This window comes from Flavobacterium restrictum, assembly GCF_007097245.1.
In the GTDB taxonomy this organism is placed as follows: Bacteria; Bacteroidota; Bacteroidia; order Flavobacteriales; family Flavobacteriaceae; genus Flavobacterium; species Flavobacterium restrictum.
Map to the genome: position 1 here is coordinate 1 of NZ_VJZT01000009.1, position 18297 is coordinate 18297.

18 protein-coding genes and 1 tRNA gene are annotated in these 18297 nt (G+C 37.0%); 14 read left to right on the forward strand and 5 right to left on the reverse strand.

From position 1 onward, the window contains the following. The 3 genes from FNW21_RS09510 to FNW21_RS16335 all read left to right on the forward strand — a co-directional run. On the forward strand, positions 1-3234 hold a 3234-nt coding region (locus tag FNW21_RS09510), incomplete at its 5' end, for an HYR-like domain-containing protein (RefSeq protein ID WP_144256508.1). Positions 3235-3268: 34 nt separating this feature from the next. After that, positions 3269-3481, forward strand: coding sequence for a hypothetical protein (locus FNW21_RS09515; protein ID WP_144256509.1), 213 nt, complete (start codon positions 3269-3271; stop codon positions 3479-3481). Positions 3482-3632: 151 nt separating this feature from the next. After that, positions 3633-3806: a hypothetical protein gene (locus FNW21_RS16335; protein WP_185963915.1), complete on the forward strand. Its 174-nt coding sequence runs from the start codon at positions 3633-3635 to the stop codon at positions 3804-3806. Positions 3807-3885: 79 nt separating this feature from the next. On the opposite strand, the gene FNW21_RS09520 is transcribed toward FNW21_RS16335, so the two are convergent. Continuing rightward, a complete protein-coding gene (locus FNW21_RS09520; RefSeq protein ID WP_144256510.1) occupies positions 3886-4338 on the reverse strand; it encodes a DUF4442 domain-containing protein in 453 nt (150 codons plus the stop codon). Between the two features lie 153 nt (positions 4339-4491). On the opposite strand from FNW21_RS09520, the gene FNW21_RS09525 reads away from it, so the two are divergent. From FNW21_RS09525 to FNW21_RS09545, 5 genes are all read left to right on the forward strand, one after another. Beyond that, positions 4492-4947: a DUF4870 domain-containing protein gene (locus tag FNW21_RS09525; protein WP_144256511.1), complete on the forward strand. Its 456-nt coding sequence runs from the start codon at positions 4492-4494 to the stop codon at positions 4945-4947. Between the two features lie 92 nt (positions 4948-5039). Beyond that, positions 5040-5369: a PadR family transcriptional regulator gene (locus FNW21_RS09530; RefSeq protein ID WP_073210148.1), complete on the forward strand. Its 330-nt coding sequence runs from the start codon at positions 5040-5042 to the stop codon at positions 5367-5369. A gap of 5 nt (positions 5370-5374) precedes the next feature. Continuing rightward, positions 5375-7132 (forward strand): PspC domain-containing protein, encoded by a 1758-nt coding sequence (locus FNW21_RS09535; RefSeq protein WP_144256512.1) that lies wholly within the window; start codon positions 5375-5377, stop codon positions 7130-7132. A 5-nt stretch (positions 7133-7137) separates the two neighbouring features. Beyond that, positions 7138-7878: a head GIN domain-containing protein gene (locus tag FNW21_RS09540; protein ID WP_144256513.1), complete on the forward strand. Its 741-nt coding sequence runs from the start codon at positions 7138-7140 to the stop codon at positions 7876-7878. 84 nt (positions 7879-7962) lie between these two features. Beyond that, the gene (locus FNW21_RS09545) at positions 7963-8796 is read left to right on the forward strand and encodes a GIN domain-containing protein (RefSeq protein WP_144256514.1); all 834 of its coding nucleotides are present in this window, start codon (positions 7963-7965) and stop codon (positions 8794-8796) included. Positions 8797-8859: 63 nt separating this feature from the next. Here the strand turns inward: FNW21_RS09545 and trxB are convergent, their stop codons facing one another. Together trxB and FNW21_RS09555 are read right to left on the reverse strand one after the other, a co-directional pair. Then, positions 8860-9807 (reverse strand): thioredoxin-disulfide reductase, encoded by a 948-nt coding sequence (gene trxB, locus FNW21_RS09550; protein ID WP_144256515.1) that lies wholly within the window; start codon positions 9805-9807, stop codon positions 8860-8862. 128 nt (positions 9808-9935) lie between these two features. Beyond that, positions 9936-10013, reverse strand: a tRNA-Pro gene (locus FNW21_RS09555). A 955-nt stretch (positions 10014-10968) separates the two neighbouring features. On the opposite strand from FNW21_RS09555, the gene FNW21_RS09560 reads away from it, so the two are divergent. From FNW21_RS09560 to FNW21_RS09585, 6 genes are all read left to right on the forward strand, one after another. Beyond that, positions 10969-11736: a ParA family protein gene (locus FNW21_RS09560; protein WP_144256516.1), complete on the forward strand. Its 768-nt coding sequence runs from the start codon at positions 10969-10971 to the stop codon at positions 11734-11736. Between the two features lie 3 nt (positions 11737-11739). Further along, positions 11740-12639: a ParB/RepB/Spo0J family partition protein gene (locus tag FNW21_RS09565; protein WP_144256517.1), complete on the forward strand. Its 900-nt coding sequence runs from the start codon at positions 11740-11742 to the stop codon at positions 12637-12639. Further along, positions 12639-13199 carry a DUF5683 domain-containing protein gene (locus FNW21_RS09570; RefSeq protein ID WP_144256518.1) on the forward strand — a complete coding sequence of 187 codons (561 nt, stop codon included), beginning with the start codon at positions 12639-12641 and terminating at the stop codon, positions 13197-13199. Before FNW21_RS09565 ends, FNW21_RS09570 begins: the two co-directional genes overlap by 1 nt. A gap of 73 nt (positions 13200-13272) precedes the next feature. Continuing rightward, positions 13273-13989 (forward strand): 4-hydroxy-tetrahydrodipicolinate reductase, encoded by a 717-nt coding sequence (dapB, locus tag FNW21_RS09575; RefSeq protein ID WP_144256519.1) that lies wholly within the window; start codon positions 13273-13275, stop codon positions 13987-13989. A 72-nt stretch (positions 13990-14061) separates the two neighbouring features. Then, positions 14062-15639 (forward strand): signal peptidase I, encoded by a 1578-nt coding sequence (gene lepB / locus FNW21_RS09580; protein WP_144256520.1) that lies wholly within the window; start codon positions 14062-14064, stop codon positions 15637-15639. An 88-nt stretch (positions 15640-15727) separates the two neighbouring features. Next, positions 15728-16354, forward strand: a complete 627-nt coding sequence (locus FNW21_RS09585; protein ID WP_144256521.1) for a WbqC family protein — start codon at positions 15728-15730, stop codon at positions 16352-16354. Positions 16355-16358: 4 nt separating this feature from the next. Here FNW21_RS09585 and FNW21_RS09590 read toward each other — a convergent pair whose 3' ends face one another. Further along, positions 16359-17405, reverse strand: coding sequence for an endonuclease/exonuclease/phosphatase family protein (locus FNW21_RS09590; RefSeq protein ID WP_144256638.1), 1047 nt, complete (start codon positions 17403-17405; stop codon positions 16359-16361). Between the two features lie 15 nt (positions 17406-17420). Continuing rightward, positions 17421-18290: a rhomboid family intramembrane serine protease gene (locus FNW21_RS09595; RefSeq protein ID WP_144256522.1), complete on the reverse strand. Its 870-nt coding sequence runs from the start codon at positions 18288-18290 to the stop codon at positions 17421-17423. Positions 18291-18297: the final 7 nt, after the last annotated feature.

Sequence of the window (18297 nt, forward strand, 5' to 3'; positions counted from 1 at the left end):
ACCACCGTAACCGCTCAATGTAGCGTAGCGTCAATCACTGCACCAACAGCAACCGACAATTGTTCGGGAACCATAACCGGTACAACAACTACTACCTTCCCTATTACCACTCAAGGTACAACTACTGTGATATGGAAGTATGCTGATGCTAAAGGAAATACTGCTACGCAAAATCAAACCGTAACCATTACCGATACTCTTGCGCCGGTTGCCAATGCTGCGACACTAACCACCGTAACTGCTCAATGTAGCGTAGCGTCTATCACTGCGCCAACAGCAAACGACAATTGTTCAGGAACCATAACCGGTACAACAACTACTACCTTCCCAATTGCAACTCAAGGGACAACTACTGTAGTCTGGACGTATGCTGATGCTAAAGGAAATACTGCTACGCAAAACCAAACCGTAACCATTACTGATACCGTTGCGCCTGTTGCCAATGCTGCGACACTAACCACCGTAACCGCTCAATGTAGCGTAGCGTCTATCACTGCACCAACAGCAACCGACAATTGTTCGGGAACCATCACGGGTACAACAACCACTACCTTCCCAATTGCAACTCAAGGGACGACTACTGTTACTTGGACGTATGCGGATGCTAAAGGAAATACAAGCACCCAAAACCAAACCGTAACCATTACTGATACCGTTGCGCCTGTTACTCCAACACTAGCTGATATCAAAAGTGATTGTTCCGCAACTGCAGTTGCTCCAACTACTACTGATGCTTGTGCGGGTACTTTAACGGGTACAACTTCGGATGCGTTAACCTACAACACCGCTGGAACGCATGTTATTCATTGGACTTTTAATGACGGACATGGTCAAAGCATCATCGTACCTCAAAATGTGATAATTGCAATTCCTGCAGCAACGCCAACAACGGCAATTCCTGATGCTAATTTTGAACAAGCATTAATCGATTTAGGTTATGACTGTCTTAAAGATGGAAAAGTAATCACTAGTAACATTAGCGGCATTACAACATTAGATGTAAATACCAAAAACATTAGCGATTTAACGGGTATTAAAGCCTTTTCTAATCTACAAACATTAGGCTGTGACACTAATAATTTAACGAGTTTAGATCTTACGGGATTAACCCATTTAACCGAATTAAATTGTTATTACAATGCCTTAACTAGTTTAGATTTAAGCTCATTAACTAGTTTAACATACCTAGACTGTGGCAATAACAACATCCAAAGTTTAGATCTTACGGGGCTTACTGCCTTAACCTACGTTTATGCAGGGTACAATAATTTGACCACCTTGAATGTAACCGATTTAAACACTAGTGCCGAATTGTATTGCTACAACAATGCTGACTTAACCTGTATTGCAACAACGGATCCTGCTGCTGCAACCGCTAACAGCTTGTGGCAAAAAGATGCTGCTGCCAATTATGTGACCAATAATCCAATTCTTATTGGTGGAGCGGTTACTGGCGGAACACCAATTTGTTTGGGGTCAGCTAGTGGTTTATTGTCACTTACTGGAGCAACTGGAACAATCCTTCGTTGGGAAAGTGCTGTTAGCCCGTTTACAACTTGGACGCCTATTGCCCATACAAACACAACCTACACGGCTGGTATTTTGACCCAAACGACACAGTTTCGTGCCGTACTTATAAACAGTTTATGTGCAACAACTACCGCCACTCCTACTACGGTTACGATAGAAAGTACCACTTGGACTGGAACATGGAGCAATGGAACTCCTAATGCAAACAAAGGCGCTATTATCGCTGCTGATTTTACCGCTACCGCCAATTTAGCTGCTTGTAGTCTTGTGGTGAATAACAATGCCAAAGTACTTGTAAAATCAGGTTTCAATTTCAGTATTGCCAATGATGTAACCGTAGCTACTGGATCGACTTTAACTTTTGAGAACAATACGAATTTGGTTCAATCCAAAGACACCAATGGCAACACAGGAAACATCATTGTAAAAAGAAAAACGAGCCCCTTGATGCTATTGGATTATGTTATATGGTCTGCGCCTGTTGCTAACCAAAAATTGCAAGCTTTTTCGCCAGCAACTTTAGCCACTCGTTTTTATACCTACAACCCAACAACCAATTTGTACAATGCAATCGCTACGCCAAGCACCACTAATTTTGCTACAGCTACTGGCTATTTAATTCGTCTGCCTAACAACCACCCTACAACACCAACCATTTGGGAAGGGCAATTTGAGGGAACTCCTAACAACGGTAACTATACATTTGCCGTGGCGAACAATACGTACAATGCCATTGGAAATCCGTATCCATCAACCTTAAGTGCCGATGCCTTTATTGATACCAATGCCATTACTGATGCCTTGTATTTTTGGAGAAAAACCAATAATACAGCCACCACATCCTATGCGACCTATACCAAAGCGGGGGGAACTGCGAATGCGGGAGGAGCAAGCAGCATTGTCCCTAATGGAATCATTCAGGTAGGTCAAGGATTTTTGACTAAACCAACTGCAGCTACTATTTCATTTACAAATGCCATGCGGGTAACGAACAATGCCAACCAATTTCTGAAAACAAAAGCAATAGAAAGAAATAGAATTTGGTTGAATCTTGCTAAAGATACTGCTCCAGTTAACCAAATAATGGTAGCTTACATGACAGGGGCTTCTAGTGGAATTGACCCTGCTATTGACGGGCATTTCATTAATGACAACAGTACAGCATTGACTTCTACAATAAACAACGAAGAATTTGCTATTCAAGGGCGTAGCCTTCCTTTTAGCGATACGGATCTAGTGCCTTTGACCTTCAAAACCAATGCTAGCGGTACTTTCTCTATTGCCATTGATCATGTTGATGGTTTATTTGAAGGCAACCAAGACGTATTTGTGAATGACAAACTAATTGGAACCTCACAAAATTTGAAAAAAGCACCGTACGCCTTTACATCAGCAACGGGTACTTTTAGCAATCGTTTTGAATTGGCTTACAAAAGCAGTTTGGCTCTTGGTGTTCAAAAACCAGAATTCACTAGCAACTCCATAATCGTTTTCAAACAAAACGGACTCATTACCATCAATGCAGGCAAAGCAATTATCAAGAATGTTCGCTTATTTGATATTAGAGGACGTATGATTTACGAGCAAAATAACATCAAACTAAACACTACCGTTCTAAAAGATTTTACAGCTGCGGAACAAACCATAATGGTTCAAATCACCTCGGATCTAAACGAAATAGTTACCAAAAAAATCATCTATTAGTACTTTCTAAAAAGTAAAATTTAAAAATACAATTATGAAAAATAAAGCAGTAAAAGGATACCTGACTCTCGTGTTTTTGTTCTCGAACTTAATGCTATTTGCAGATCCGGGCGATGAATCAGACACAGGAGATTTAGAAAGTGGCGAACCAATGCCCATAAACAGCAAATTAGTGGTGCTTGCCATCGCTGGAATTATGTTTGCCTGTTACTTTTTTTATAAAAATAGGAAAAGGCAAATAGTTTAAATAACCATTTTGTAAAAAGGGAGACTGTCGCTAGTCTCCCTTTTTTTTTCAAACAAGAATTAAGCAAACTTTAACTATTCTTTACAAATCAATATTGAAAATCATTTCTATATTTGAATTGTTAAAACAAAAACAATACAATTGCTATACCATGAAAAAAATCCTATCCCTAGTACTGCTCGTGGCTTTTACCATAAGCGCTACTGCACAAGAAGCTAAACCTGCACCAGAAAAAGCTAAAAAAGAAAAAAGTAGTACCAAAAAAGAAACTACTAAAAAAGAATGCAAAGCAGAAGGAAAAAAATGCTGCGCTAAAAAAGAATAACCCACAAAAAATGCCGCTACAAAAACTGTAACGGCATTTTTTTATACTCTTAAAATTTAGCTTTTAAATTCATACTAAATTACTTCATTCGGACACTCCATTCAAAATCCATTTCCGAGACTTGTTCCCCTTTTTCATTCGTTCCTATAGACTTCATCCAGAAGGTCTGCCCTGCTCCATCAGCAATTGTTTTTGCAATAGCGGCCGCAATCAAATCCCCATCTTGACAAACAAAGGTGATGCGCCCCGTTGCTTTTTTAGAAAAATTACTTTTATTATTGGCCACCAACATCGATATTTTTTTGCCACTTTGCGCTATTTGGTCAATTACCATAGCTCCTGTAGACAACTCGGCAGCCATGGCTTGTACTGCAAAATACATCGAATTAAATGGATTTTGATTCGCCCAGCGGTGTTTTACGGATACCACACATTGCGTGCCCGAAATCTCTTTTACCCGCACACCACACCAAAAAGCAGCTGGCAATTTAAAAAATAAAAATTGGTTGAGTTTAGATACTGTAAGTGCCATATTGATTCGATTTTTGGTAAAAATACAAAAAAAATACTAGGCACGCCTAGTATTTTTAAATGTTAAAAAATTGTTAATATTTACTACTATGCGATACAAGATACTTTCTTTTAGCCATATATTTGCATAAGAAATTACTATATACTTTTAATCATGGAAACAACAACAGAAAAAAACACCGCTACTTTTACTCACTTGAGTACCTTGAGCCAATATGTATTTCCGTTTGGAAATTATATATTCCCCATCTTGATTTGGTCAACCAAAAAAGACAAATCAGAATTTGTAGACCACCACGGCAAACAAGCCATCAATTTTCAATTGAGCCTGCTCATTTACACTTTGATTCTTGCCGCCATTGCGTTGCCAATATTGATTTATACCGTTTTTAAAGACAACACGTTTTCAAATTTTGACTACCATACTGATTTTCCTTTTGAATCCATTCATTTTCAAGATCACATCGGCATCATTACCGTGGGACTGGTGGCCGTTTTTGTTTTCTTTTGCATGAAAATAGCCGAATTCTTTTTAATCATTTACGCTTCCATACAAACCTCAAATGGCAAAAAATACAAATACCCTTTAACCATCCCTTTTTTGAAGTAACCTAAAAAAGTATGTAGTTAAAAAAAATCATCAATCATCAATCAAAAAATGAAGAGTACCAGTAAAAATCAAAAAAATCAAATCAAAAAATTATGAACATTGAAAACACAAAAGCCCAGATGCGAAAAGGTGTTCTCGAGTTTTGCATCCTATCTGTTCTAAAAGAGAAAGATGCCTACACTTCTGAAATATTAGACACCTTAAAAAACGCTAAATTATTAGTAGTCGAGGGAACCATTTACCCGCTTTTGACACGACTAAAAAACGACGGATTACTCAACTACCGTTGGGAGGAATCGACTTCAGGCCCACCACGAAAATACTATGGTCTGACCGAAATTGGACAAACTTTTTTAAACGAATTAAATGGCACTTGGACGGAACTATCCGATGCCGTAAACCTAATCACCAACCAAAAATAAGAATCATGAACAAAACAGTAAATATTAACCTAGGCGGAATGTTTTTCCATATTGATGAAGATGCATACCAAAAATTAACACGCTATTTTGAAGCCATACGAAGATCCCTTTCTAAATCATCGGGTCAAGAGGAAATCATTAAGGATATTGAAATTCGGGTTTCGGAGTTGTTAAATGAGAAACAAAAAACAGACAAACATGTTGTTGGGATAAAAGAAGTTGATGAAGTAATTGCGGTTATGGGGCAACCCGAAGATTACATCATTGAGGAGGACAATCAAACGACTCAACATTTTAGCGACACCAATTCAAGAGGTACCAAAAAACTGTATCGTGATAAGGAAAAAGGCATGATTGGCGGTGTAGCAACAGGATTAGGACACTATTTTGGAATTGATGCTGTCTGGTTAAAAATCATGTTTTTAATATTTGTTTTCGCAGGATTTGGTACAGGAATTATTGCTTATATCGTACTTTGGATAGTAACTCCAGAGGCGATTACCACTTCCGAAAAACTAGAAATGACGGGAGAACCTGTAACCATATCGAATATCGAAAAAAAAGTACGTGAGGAAATAGACAGCTTATCAGGCAAATTCAAAAACACTGATTTTGATAAAGTAGGTCATCAAGTAAAAACAGGTGCCGAGAAATTAGGAAACTCATTTAGCGATTTTGTACTAACTGTTTTCAAAATTTTTGCCAAGTTTTTAGGAGTCCTATTAATCATTACTGGATTTACAATGTTGTTTTTCTTATTGGTTGGCGTATTTACTTTGGGAACCAATGTTTTTATTGATTTCCCGTGGCAAAATTTCATCGAAACAGGACAATTTACAGATTATCCCGCATGGGCTTTTGGATTGTTGATGTTCTTTGCCGTAGGAATTCCGTTCTTTTTCTTAACCATTTTGGGTTTCAAATTGCTATCGCCAAATATGAAATCGATAGGAACTATTGCAAAATACACTCTATTAGCTCTTTGGTTAATAGCCATTGCCATAACAATTTCTATAGGCGTTCGTACCGCAACACAAGTAGCGTATGACGGAAAAACGGTTCAGAAACAAATCATCAATCTAAAACCAACTGACACGTTATTTGTAAAATTCAAATACAACGAAAACTACACCAATAACATTGATGACCGAGATGAATTCAAGTTTTTGTTAAATAATGTAAACCAAAAAGTGATTTATTCGAACAACGTAAGCATCAAAATCTTGTCTACTGACGAAAAAGCACCTTACCTACAAATCGAAAAAACAGCCAAAGGCGAATCCTTTCAAGATGCCAAACAAAGAGCTGAAAAAATAGAGTATGGTTTCAAAATAGAAGGTTCCCATTTGGTTCTAGACAACTATTTATTGACCGATGTCAAAAACAAATTCAGAGGTCAAGAAGTAGAACTCTACCTGTATGTTCCAGAAGGAATGCTATTGCAACCCGATGCAACGGTAGAAAATTACGACCGATCTGACAATGAGTTCTTCAACATGCACTATAGCTCTGATACTTACGTTTACAAAGTAACTAATTCACAAATAAAATGCTTAAATTGTCCAGCAGATGAAGACGAATACAATGATGTAGCAAATGACGATACGGACAATGTAGAAGTCAATATAAATGACAATGTAGAACAAAATGACAGCATTACCACTACAACTGTAAAAGTAAATGGACAAACGGTAACGGTAAACAAAGCAGGTTCAAAAAAAGGATTAACTGTAAATAAAGAAGGCGTAATCATAAAAAAATAAGTGCCATGATAAAAATAATTACAATAATCACCCAAATAATTGTAGCCACCTTAACGGCACTTTTATTTGCTTCTTGCAACCAAATCATAGAACGAAATGCAATAACAGGAAGCGGAAAAGTAACTACCCAAAAAAGAATTGTTCAAGGCGATTTCAATAAAATTGACGTTAGCAATACTATTGAAGTCATTATAGAACAATCTGACAAAGTAGCCATCACTGTCGAAGCGGATGATAACCTACAAAACGGAATCACAACTACTGTCGAAAACGGCACGCTAGTCATCAAATGCCAATACAATTCCTTTGTAAATGTCTCCGAAAAAAAGGTGCACATAAAAATGCCATTAATTGAAGGATTAACTGCCTCAAGTGCGTCGTCTATAAAAAGCAACGCAGTTATCGTGTCTAACAAAATGCGTTTGACCGCCTCAAGTGCCGCAACGATAGACGTAGCAATTGAATCTGACGTTATTAACTGCGATTTAAGCAGCGCAAGCGCCATAGCTGTTAAAGGAAAAGCGCTACAAATGGACGTTACCTCCTCCAGCGGAAGCTCCTTTAACGCCAAGGAGTTACTAGTCAATGACATCACTGCAAATGCGTCAAGCGGAAGTGTGCAAAACATTCACCCCATTGTTAGTCTAAATGCCGAAGCCTCTAGCGGTGGTACAATAAGCTACAATACCAATCCCAAAATCAGCAAAAACGCCCAAAGTTCAGGCGGTTCCATAAACAAAGAGTAAGCAAAAAAAGCACTATTTAATTTAAAATCATTCATCAAAAGTGAATGATTTTTTTATATTTGTAATCTTACTTTAAATTACAAAATGAAAAAAAGTGCCCTTGTTTTGCTATTACTATTGGTTTCGACATCGATTACAGCTCAAAAAAAAGAAAAAATAAAAGGATCTAAAACAGTCACCATCGAAAGTAAAGAGATTGGTAATTTTAACGCCATCGAAGTCGAGGACAATATTGAAGTCTATTTAGAAAAAGGAACTAAAAACGAAATCAAAATTGAAGCCGACGAAAACTTACACGACATCATAACAACCGAATTAAGAGACAATACCCTGCGCATTTACACCACCAAAAATGCTGGTAGTTACAAAAAATTAGTGGTAAGAATTACCTATACTCCCGATTTGAAAAAAGTAACTGCCAAGAATGAAGCGGTCATTAATGCCATTGAACAACTGGAACTCGACACTGTAGAATTTGACGCATTAGACTATTCAAAACTGTTTCTCAATGCCAATTGCACCCAATTCATTTTGAAATCCAATGATAAAACAAAAGTAGAGCTCAACTTAAAAGCAGTAAATACCCAAGTCGAATTAAGCAAAAATGCCACTTTAAAAGCATTGCTAACCACAACTGATTTAAAATGTGATGGCTATCAAAAAACGATAGCAACCCTAGAAGGCGATATCAGTAATGCCACAATTCGCTTGGATAATAATGCCATTTTATCTGGAAAAAAACTAACCACAAAAAAAGCGGACGTTACCCTTGAAGGCTATACTACATGTAGCATTACAGCCGAAACTAATTTAATTTTGGATGCTTCGGATCAATCCGAAATGACATTTTTGGGAGAACCAAAAATAGAAATTAGAGCCTTTACAGGAGAATCGAAACTGATTAAAAAGTTAAAATAAGACCAAAAAAAGTTCCCTTCTGTTTGACAAAAGGGAATTTTTTTGGACAATTTTATTTAAAAATTATTCTTTAGCTGCCAGATACCGTTCGGCATCAAGTGCTGCCATACAACCCGTTCCCGCAGCAGTAATGGCTTGACGATACACATGATCGGCAGCATCTCCTGCAACAAAAACACCCGCCACATTGGTTTTTGAAGTGCCGGGAGTGTTGATAATATAACCCGTTTCGTCCAAAGTGATGAAAGGGACAAAAATATCAGTGTTGGGTTTGTGTCCAATGGCTACAAAAAATCCAGTCGCTTCAATGTCAAAAATATCACCTGTAGTTTTGTTCTTGGCTTTTACACCCGTTACTACTTGCTCATCACCAAGCACTTCCACCGTGTCGTGGTTCATCAATATGGTAATATTTTCGGTTTTGCGTACGCGTTCTTCCATGATTTTTGAGGCTCTAAATTTTTCGCTACGCACCAACATGGTTACTTTTTTGCACAATTTAGACAAATAATGTGCTTCCTCACAAGCCGAATCTCCTGCACCTACAATAACCACTTCTTGATTTCGGTAGAAAAAACCATCACAAACGGCACATGCCGAAACGCCACCGCCCATTTTCAAGTAATGTTGCTCGGATGGCAATCCTAAATATTTAGCCGTAGCTCCTGTAGAAATGATGACTGTTTCGCAATGCAACTCAACCGTATCATTGATCCAAACTTTGTGAATATCGCCCGAAAAATCTACTTTGGTAGCCCATCCATCGCGGATATCAGCCCCAAAACGTTGCGCTTGTTGTTGCAATTGTACCATCATTTCAGGCCCCGTAACGCCATCCACATAACCAGGGAAATTTTCGACTTCGTTGGTCGTTGTGAGTTGTCCTCCAGGTTGCATTCCTTGGTACAAAACAGGATTCATATTGGCTCTAGCGGCATAAATTGCGGCAGTATATCCTGCAGGCCCTGAACCTATAATGAGGCATTTTATTTTTTCGATTGTTGTAGACATAGTAACAGATTTTATTTTTTAAACAGTACAAAAATAAGGCATAATAAACGAAATATAGAAAGCTACTAATCAGTTTTTGTTATGCTATAATAAAAAAAATCCCTTCTGAAAATACAGAAAGGATTTTTTGGTCGGGGTGGCAGGATTCGAACCTGCGGCCTCCTGCTCCCAAAGCAGGCGCGATAACCGAGCTACGCTACACCCCGAAAGCGGGTGCAAATATAGCACTTTTTTCGACTTCTACAAATTATTTTTAGGGATTCCTGTTTTTATTTACCAAGCAGGTCATTCGATTTAAACCCCAAAAATGTAGCACTACATAAAATTTTGCCACAGATGACACGGATTGAATAGATTAGCACGGATTTTTTTATTTAGTGTATCAAAAAACGAATTAAAATTGGTACAAAAATCCGTTTTATCAGTTAAATCTGTGACAACTTTTTTTAGAGTAAATACCTTGTTTACCAACTGCTGTTTTTAGTCCCAGCCCGAGTTTTTGGATTTTGCAGCTAATTTAAAAAGGGAGTCAAAAATGTAAAGAAAATGATTGGATTTTGACAACAAGCTTTCCAATTGTTTTTTTGCCACAGATTAAACGGATTGAAAGGATTGAAAGGATTTTCACGGATTAAAAAAAAGAGTTTGATAAAATAACACCCATTTTTGAAATTGATTGGAATTCGCAACTCGACAAGTCTACAATGCTATTAACTTACGAATAAAACGATAAATTTAATCAACGTATTTTGAACCGAACCAGAAAAAGTGAATTGCAAAGCATTTGAAAAACCAGAACCCTTCAAAAGTGACAATTTTTTTAGGACAAACACAAAATCAAAAATCTAAAATCTAAAATCTGAAATCTAAAATCTGAAATCTAAAATCTGAAACCCTAGCCCAAATGGCAGTAGAAAGCGTCGCAGTAGGATTCCTATTTTTTCTTGCTGCAAAAGGGCGACCAAAGGAAGCTCCTTTTGCGGCATTAGAAAAAAAGTAATCCTGCAAGAACTTGTAACGAACAGTTGGAATAGCTCCTGAATAAAAAAAACGGCTTATTTGTCAAAGAACAAGGAATCAGACTTTAACAAATGTTAACAAAATAGATTTTTAGAAACCATAAAAAATTGTATTTTTACCGTTCAAAATTCAGAAAAATAAATGGGCAAAATCATTGCGATTGCTAATCAAAAAGGAGGCGTTGGAAAAACTACTACATCAGTAAATCTAGCTGCTTCACTCGGTGTTTTAGAAAAAAAAGTATTACTAATCGATGCTGATCCTCAAGCAAATGCGACTTCGGGATTGGGAATTGATGTGGAATCAATAGCCATAGGAACGTATCAAATTCTAGAACACAGTAATACGCCAAGAGAGGCTATTATCCCTTGTTCTGCTCCAAATGTGGACGTAATTCCGTCGCATATAGACCTTGTTGCCATAGAAATTGAATTGGTCGATAAGGAAAATAGAGAATACATGCTCAAAAAAGCATTAGAAAGCATTAAGGACGAGTACGATTATATTATTATTGATTGTGCCCCATCGCTTGGATTGCTTACACTGAATGCTTTGACTGCTGCTGACTCGGTTATTATTCCTATTCAATGCGAATATTTTGCCTTGGAAGGGTTAGGGAAATTATTGAATACGATTAAAAGCATTCAAAAAATCCACAATCCAGATTTAGACATCGAAGGCTTATTATTGACCATGTACGACTCTCGATTGCGCTTGTCCAACCAAGTAGTTGAGGAGGTTCAAAAACATTTTAATGATATGGTTTTTGAAACCATCATACAGCGAAATGTAAAATTGAGCGAGGCACCTAGTTTTGGCGAAAGTATTATAAACTATGACGCTACAAGTAAAGGAGCTATTAATTACTTGCATTTAGCGCAAGAAGTGATCAAGAAAAACAGCAAATAATTTATGGCAAAAGCAGTAAAAAAACAAGCTTTAGGAAGAGGACTGTCGGCCTTATTGAAGGATCCTGAAAACGACATCAAATCTGTTGATGATAAAAACGCCGATAAAGTTGTAGGAAATATTATTGAGCTTGAAATTGAAGCTATTGAAATTAATCCGTTTCAACCTAGGAGTAATTTCAATGAAGAGTCGCTACGAGAATTAGCCACTTCGATTAAAGAATTGGGGGTTATACAACCCATTACTGTTAGGAAACTGGATTTTAATAAATACCAATTAATATCTGGGGAACGTAGACTTCGTGCCTCCACATTGGTCGGTTTGACCACCGTTCCAGCCTATATTCGCATTGCCAATGACAACGAATCATTGGTCATGGCACTGGTCGAAAACATTCAACGACATGATTTAGATCCTATAGAAATTGCGCTTTCGTACCAGCGATTGATTGACGAAATTCAATTGACACAAGAACAAATGAGCGAACGTGTGGGCAAAAAACGCTCTACCATTGCAAATTACTTACGCTTATTAAAACTAGACCCAATAATCCAGACTGGAATTCGGGATGGATTTATCAGTATGGGACATGGTCGTGCGATTATAAACATTGAAGATCAGGAAGCTCAAACGGCTATTTATCAAAAAATTGTAAGTCAAAATCTTTCGGTTCGGGACACGGAAACAGTGGTAAAAAACTACCAAGAAAGTTTGAAACCAAAACCTGCGGGACAACCCAAAGCCACCTCGTATGAAATTCCAGAAGCACAGAAAAAAACGTTTACCAGTTATTTTGGTGCCAAAGTTGACGTAAAAGTAGCTGGAAATGGAAAAGGGAAAATCACCATTCCATTCCAATCAGAAGAAGATTTTAATAGAATCATTAAGTTAATAAACGGATAGTGAATAAAATCATTGGGATAGGGCTACTGCTTTTTGTTTTAGGAAACACGACTGTTTTGGCACAAGCGAAGAACGAAATTCCTTTGGTTGCTAAAGACACCTTAAAATCAAATGATATCGATCCGTTAACCCCTGCCAAAGCTGCTTTTTATTCGGCTGTTTTACCTGGATTGGGGCAAGCTTACAATAAAAAATACTGGAAAATACCGTTGGTATATGGTGCCATAGGAACGAGCCTTTACTTTTATATTGATAATAATAAAAAATACCATCAGTATAGAGATGCCTACAAACGTAGATTAGAAGGATATACGGATGACAATTTTAGCTATTTAGACAAAAGTAGGCTGATTGCTGGACAAAAATTTTACCAACGAAATAGGGATTTATCCTTATTGATATCCATAGGGTTTTATGTTTTGAATATTGTGGATGCCAATGTGGATGCCGCTTTAATACAATTTAATGTCAACGATAATTTATCTATTAAACCAGATTTGTATCAAAATGATGTAACATTACGAACCAACTTGGGACTAACTTTAAATTACAATTTTTAGAGCCAATCCAATAACTTCGTGCGAGTTTACAAATTACAAAAATCTGAAATTATAATTTTTTAAATAAAAACAAATGAAAATTGCGCTTTTAGGATACGGAAAAATGGGTCAAGTAATTGAACGAATTGCTCTAGAAAGAGGTCACGAAATTGTCCTTAAAAAAGACGAGTTCAACACCTACGAAGGACTTCAAAATGCTGATGTGGCCATTGATTTTAGCGTTCCTACAGCTGCCGTTCCTAATATATCAAGCTGTTTTAATGCACATGTTCCCGTAGTTTCTGGAACAACAGGTTGGCTGGATCAATATGACGAAATGGCTGCACTATGTATGGCGCAAAAAGGAGCTTTTATATCCAGTTCAAATTTTAGTTTAGGCGTGAATTTGTTTTTTGAAATCAACGCCTATGTAGCCAAAATAATGGCCAAATTCGATTCCTATCACGTGGCGATGGAGGAAATTCACCACACTCAAAAACTAGATGCGCCTAGTGGAACAGCGATTTCATTAGCCAAAGGAGTTATCGAAAACAGTTCCTACACCAATTGGACTATAGAAAATCCTGAAAACACAAATACTACCGAGATTTATATTGACGCAAAACGAATTGGAAGCGTACCCGGAACACATACCGTAACATACAATTCTACCGTAGATGCTATCGAAATAAAGCATACTGCTCACAACCGAGAAGGCTTTGCGTTGGGTGCCGTTATTGCAGCCGAATGGATCGTGGGTAAAGAAGGTATTTTTACGATGAAAGATGTATTGGCGGTTAGCGCCTTGTAATATAGAAACAATTTCAAATCCAGAAGTGGTAACACACCCACCTCTAAAACCTAACTTGTAAACTTGTAAATTATGACCTCATATTTTTGGTTTGTTACCTTTTTAGCGGTACAAATAATTCATTTTTTAGGCACTTGGAAACTCTACGAAAGTGCAGGAAGAAAGCGTTGGGAAGCGGCTGTACCAATATACAACGCCATCGTACTAATGAAAATCATTGGTCGCCCAACGTGGTGGACAGTTTTACTTTTTGTTCCCATCATCAACTTGATTATGTTTCCAGTGATATGGGTTGAAACCTTACGCAGTTTTGGAAAACGAACTACTCTAGATACCTTTTTAGGCATCGTTACTTTTGGATTTTACATTTATTACATCAATTACACGCAAGAACTCAACTACATTACGGACCGAAATATAGACCCCGAAAACAGAGCGGCTGACACGGTAAGTTCGTTGCTTTTTGCCATAATCGTAGCGACAATTGTTCACACTTATTTTATACAACCCTTCACGATTCCATCTTCCTCATTAGAAAAATCCTTGCTAGTTGGCGACTTTTTATTTGTGAGCAAGATGAACTATGGAGCAAGAGTCCCTATGACAGCCGTGGCATTGCCAATGGTGCACGATACGATTCCGTTTGCCAAAATAAAATCGTATTTAAGCTGGCCGCAATTGCCTTATTTTAGGTTTCCCGGTTTCCAAAAAATAAAAAACAATGACATCGTAGTATTTAACTGGCCTCGCGATACGCTTTTCAATATGTATCTTCCTGCCGATAAGCGCTACGACAAACCAATTGACAAAAAAACAAACTACGTGAAACGTTGCGTAGGTATTCCTGGTGATAGCTTGCAAATAAAAAACGGAATTGTATTTATTAATGGTAAGGAATTGATTTTACCTGAAAGAGCAAGACCGCAATATTCGTATGAAATCACTGTAGATGGTAAAACGCCCATAGATTTTGAATACCTTTTCAAAGATATGGACATAACAGATGGTGTCACTTATGTAAGCGAAAACAAAGACACGATTGGAATAAAAGCATTAACTTTTGCCAATGCCGAGCGAATGAAAAACATTCCCGGAATTACCTCCGTAACTCGATTTATCAAGAAAGGCCCTGAAGATGGCGTTTTTCCTGACTTCCCTGACGGAAAACCATCGGTGACTAACAATTGGAGTTGCGATAATTACGGTCCTATTTACATTCCGCAAGCGGGGAAAACGGTAGCATTGAACAAGGAATCACTTCCTTTTTATAAAATTATCATCACCGAATACGAGGGGAATACGCTACACGTAGTTGGAAATGACATTTACATCAACGACCAAAAAGTGACTTCCTACACCTTCAAACAGGATTATTACTGGATGATGGGAGACAACCGCCACAACTCGCTTGACGCCCGTTATTTTGGGTATACTCCTGAAAACCACATCGTAGGAAAACCAATTTTTATATGGATGAGCTGGAATACCCATGGAAAAGGTTTTGGAAAAATCCGTTGGGAACGTTTGTTTACCACCGTTAGCGGCGAAGGACAACCAGAATCGTATTTTAAATTGTTTTTACTGGGTTTAATAGCCTTTTTTGTTGGTGAATATTTTTATAAAAAACGCAAAGCTAAAAAAGAGCTTTAAAAATACATTTCAAAAAAACAAAAAAAAGTCATAGCATCACTAAACCGATTTTATGACTTTTTGGTTTTAAAACAAAAGACAAATCCCAATGAATACGCTACTCCATCCCTCCTATTTTCCGTCGATAAGTCATTTTGTAGCCATCGTACAAGCCGAGGAACTTACCTTTGAAGTGGAAGATAATTTCCAGAAACAAACCAACCGCAACCGAACCTATATTTACAGTCCAAACGGGATTCAGTTGCTGAACATTCCCATAAAACATTCCAATAAAAGCCATCAAAAAACGAAGGATATCCAAATAGAAACGGATTTTGATTGGCAAAAACAACACTTTAAATCATTAGAAGCAGCTTACCGAAGTTCTCCTTTTTTCGAATTCTTTGAGGATGATATTCGTCCTTTTTTCGAAAAAGAACACCGTTTTTTACTCGATTTGAATTGGGAATCATTAGCATTAATTGAAAAATGCTTGCGCCAAAAAATAGCATATCAAACCACAACCGAGTATTTTCAAACCATTGATGATTCTCAAATTAAGGATTGTAGAGCACTCATAAACGGAAAAAAAGACACCAATAGCTTCGAAACCTACACTCAAGTTTTTGATGACAAGCATGGTTTTTTGAACAACTTAAGCGTTTTGGATTTAATTTTTAATGAAGGAAAATTTGCTATGGATTATCTAAAGAATCAAACGATAATTGTACTTTAAATTGCTATTCTAAACTCAATTTCGCCATAATGGGATAATGATCGGAACTTTGAAAATCAGGAAAGGTTTCAAAGATTTTTACATCCATTTTTTCATCGGCAAAAATATAATCAATTCGGGCAGGATAATACCGGAACGTGTACGTTTGTCCAAAACCAACGCCCGCTTCCTCAAAACTATCTTTGAGTTTGCCTTTTATATTGCGATATACATAGGAAAAAGCACTATTATTCATGTCACCACAAATCAACATGGGATATTCACATTGTTTTTTATGTGCAATAAATAGTTGCGCCTGTTCTTGTTGTTGCTTGAATGCTTTGCTAATTCTATTAAAAAGCAGTTGTGATTTTTGTTGGTTGATGACTTCTATATTTTCGGAAATTTCATGTACATCTGCCGTTATTTTTATGGACTGCAAGTGCATGTTGTAGACTCTAATAATGTCTTTACCTTTTTTAATATCTGCAAAAATTACGTTGTTATCCGAGTTGGGAAACACAATATTTCCTTGATTAATTATGGGAAATTTCGAGAAAATAGCTTGTCCCGTTTTGATTTGATTGCCCGCAATGAGCACATATTTATGCGGATACACCTTTAAATCAATATCGCCATAATTAGAATATTCTTGTATGCACAAAATATCAGGATTTTTATCATTGATGAAGGTTAAAATATCGTGGGGAATAGCATCATTATCAACCCATTTGAACACATTGAACAACCGAACATTATAGCTCATTACCGTAAAATCCTTGCCACTTTCTAGGTATTCTTTGGGCGAAAATTTATAGAATTTATTGATAAAAGTAATCCCCATCAAAAGCACCAATCCTGACAAAATCATTCTTTTTTTGAATTGAATTGCCCAATACATAAAAAAGAGTCCGTTCAACACAAAAAAGACAGGCATAAACAAGGTCATTACCGCTAATATTGGGAAAATTTTAGGCGATAAAAAAGGAAAAACATAAGCACCAAAAGTCACTACAGTAAGCACTATATTCAAAAAATACATGATTTTATTAAACCACGAAAGGTTTTTCATGAGCATTCGTTTGTATTATTTTCCCGCTTTAAATAAAAATTCTTTTTCCTCGACACTCAAACAATCGTAACCGGATTGACTTATTTTATCAAGGATTTCATCAATTTGTTGTTGTGTTTTGTCTTTGGCAACAATTCGAGAAGCCGTTTTGGCAACTGGTTTTTTGGCATAATTAACATGGACTTTTTTGAACGGCGTTTGAGGTGATTTTTTAAAAAAACCAGTAAAAAAGGCTACTGTTCCAGAAACAATTTTACTTAAATCAATTCCATTTTGAAGCAATTTAATAAAAATAAAACCAAAAAGGGCTCCCGCCAAGTGAGAAATATGTCCTCCCGTATTTTCTAATCGAAATTGCAGGAGATCAATAACCAAAATAACGGCGGTAATGTGCCAAAGCTTCACGTTTCCAATCAACAACAACCGAATATCCATCAAGGGCTGATAGGTTGTAGTAGCCATTAAAATAGCCATTATTGCTGCCGAAGCCCCCACAATAACCGAACTTAAATGCAAAAAATAATAGCCTAAAACAAACAGTATTCCAGCAAAAATAGCACTTAACACATACAAACCTAAATATTGTTTGGACGTAAAAAAAATTAAAAACAACCGACTCGAAAAGTGGAGCACCATCATATTAAAAAACAAATGACCAAACCCATCATGAAAAAAAGCATAAGTCAAAAAAGTCCAAGGTCGTGAAAAACTGACCATTGGATCTGACGAAAGTGTAATCCAGCTAGGAAAGTTAAATTGACCAACACTAAATTGATAGAAAAAGACTAACGAAATCACGAAACAGCCTATATTCCAATACAAGATTCTTTGGCTGATGCCACCCAAACGGTAATTTAGTTTCAAATCGTTTAGAATACTATTCATGCGTTGC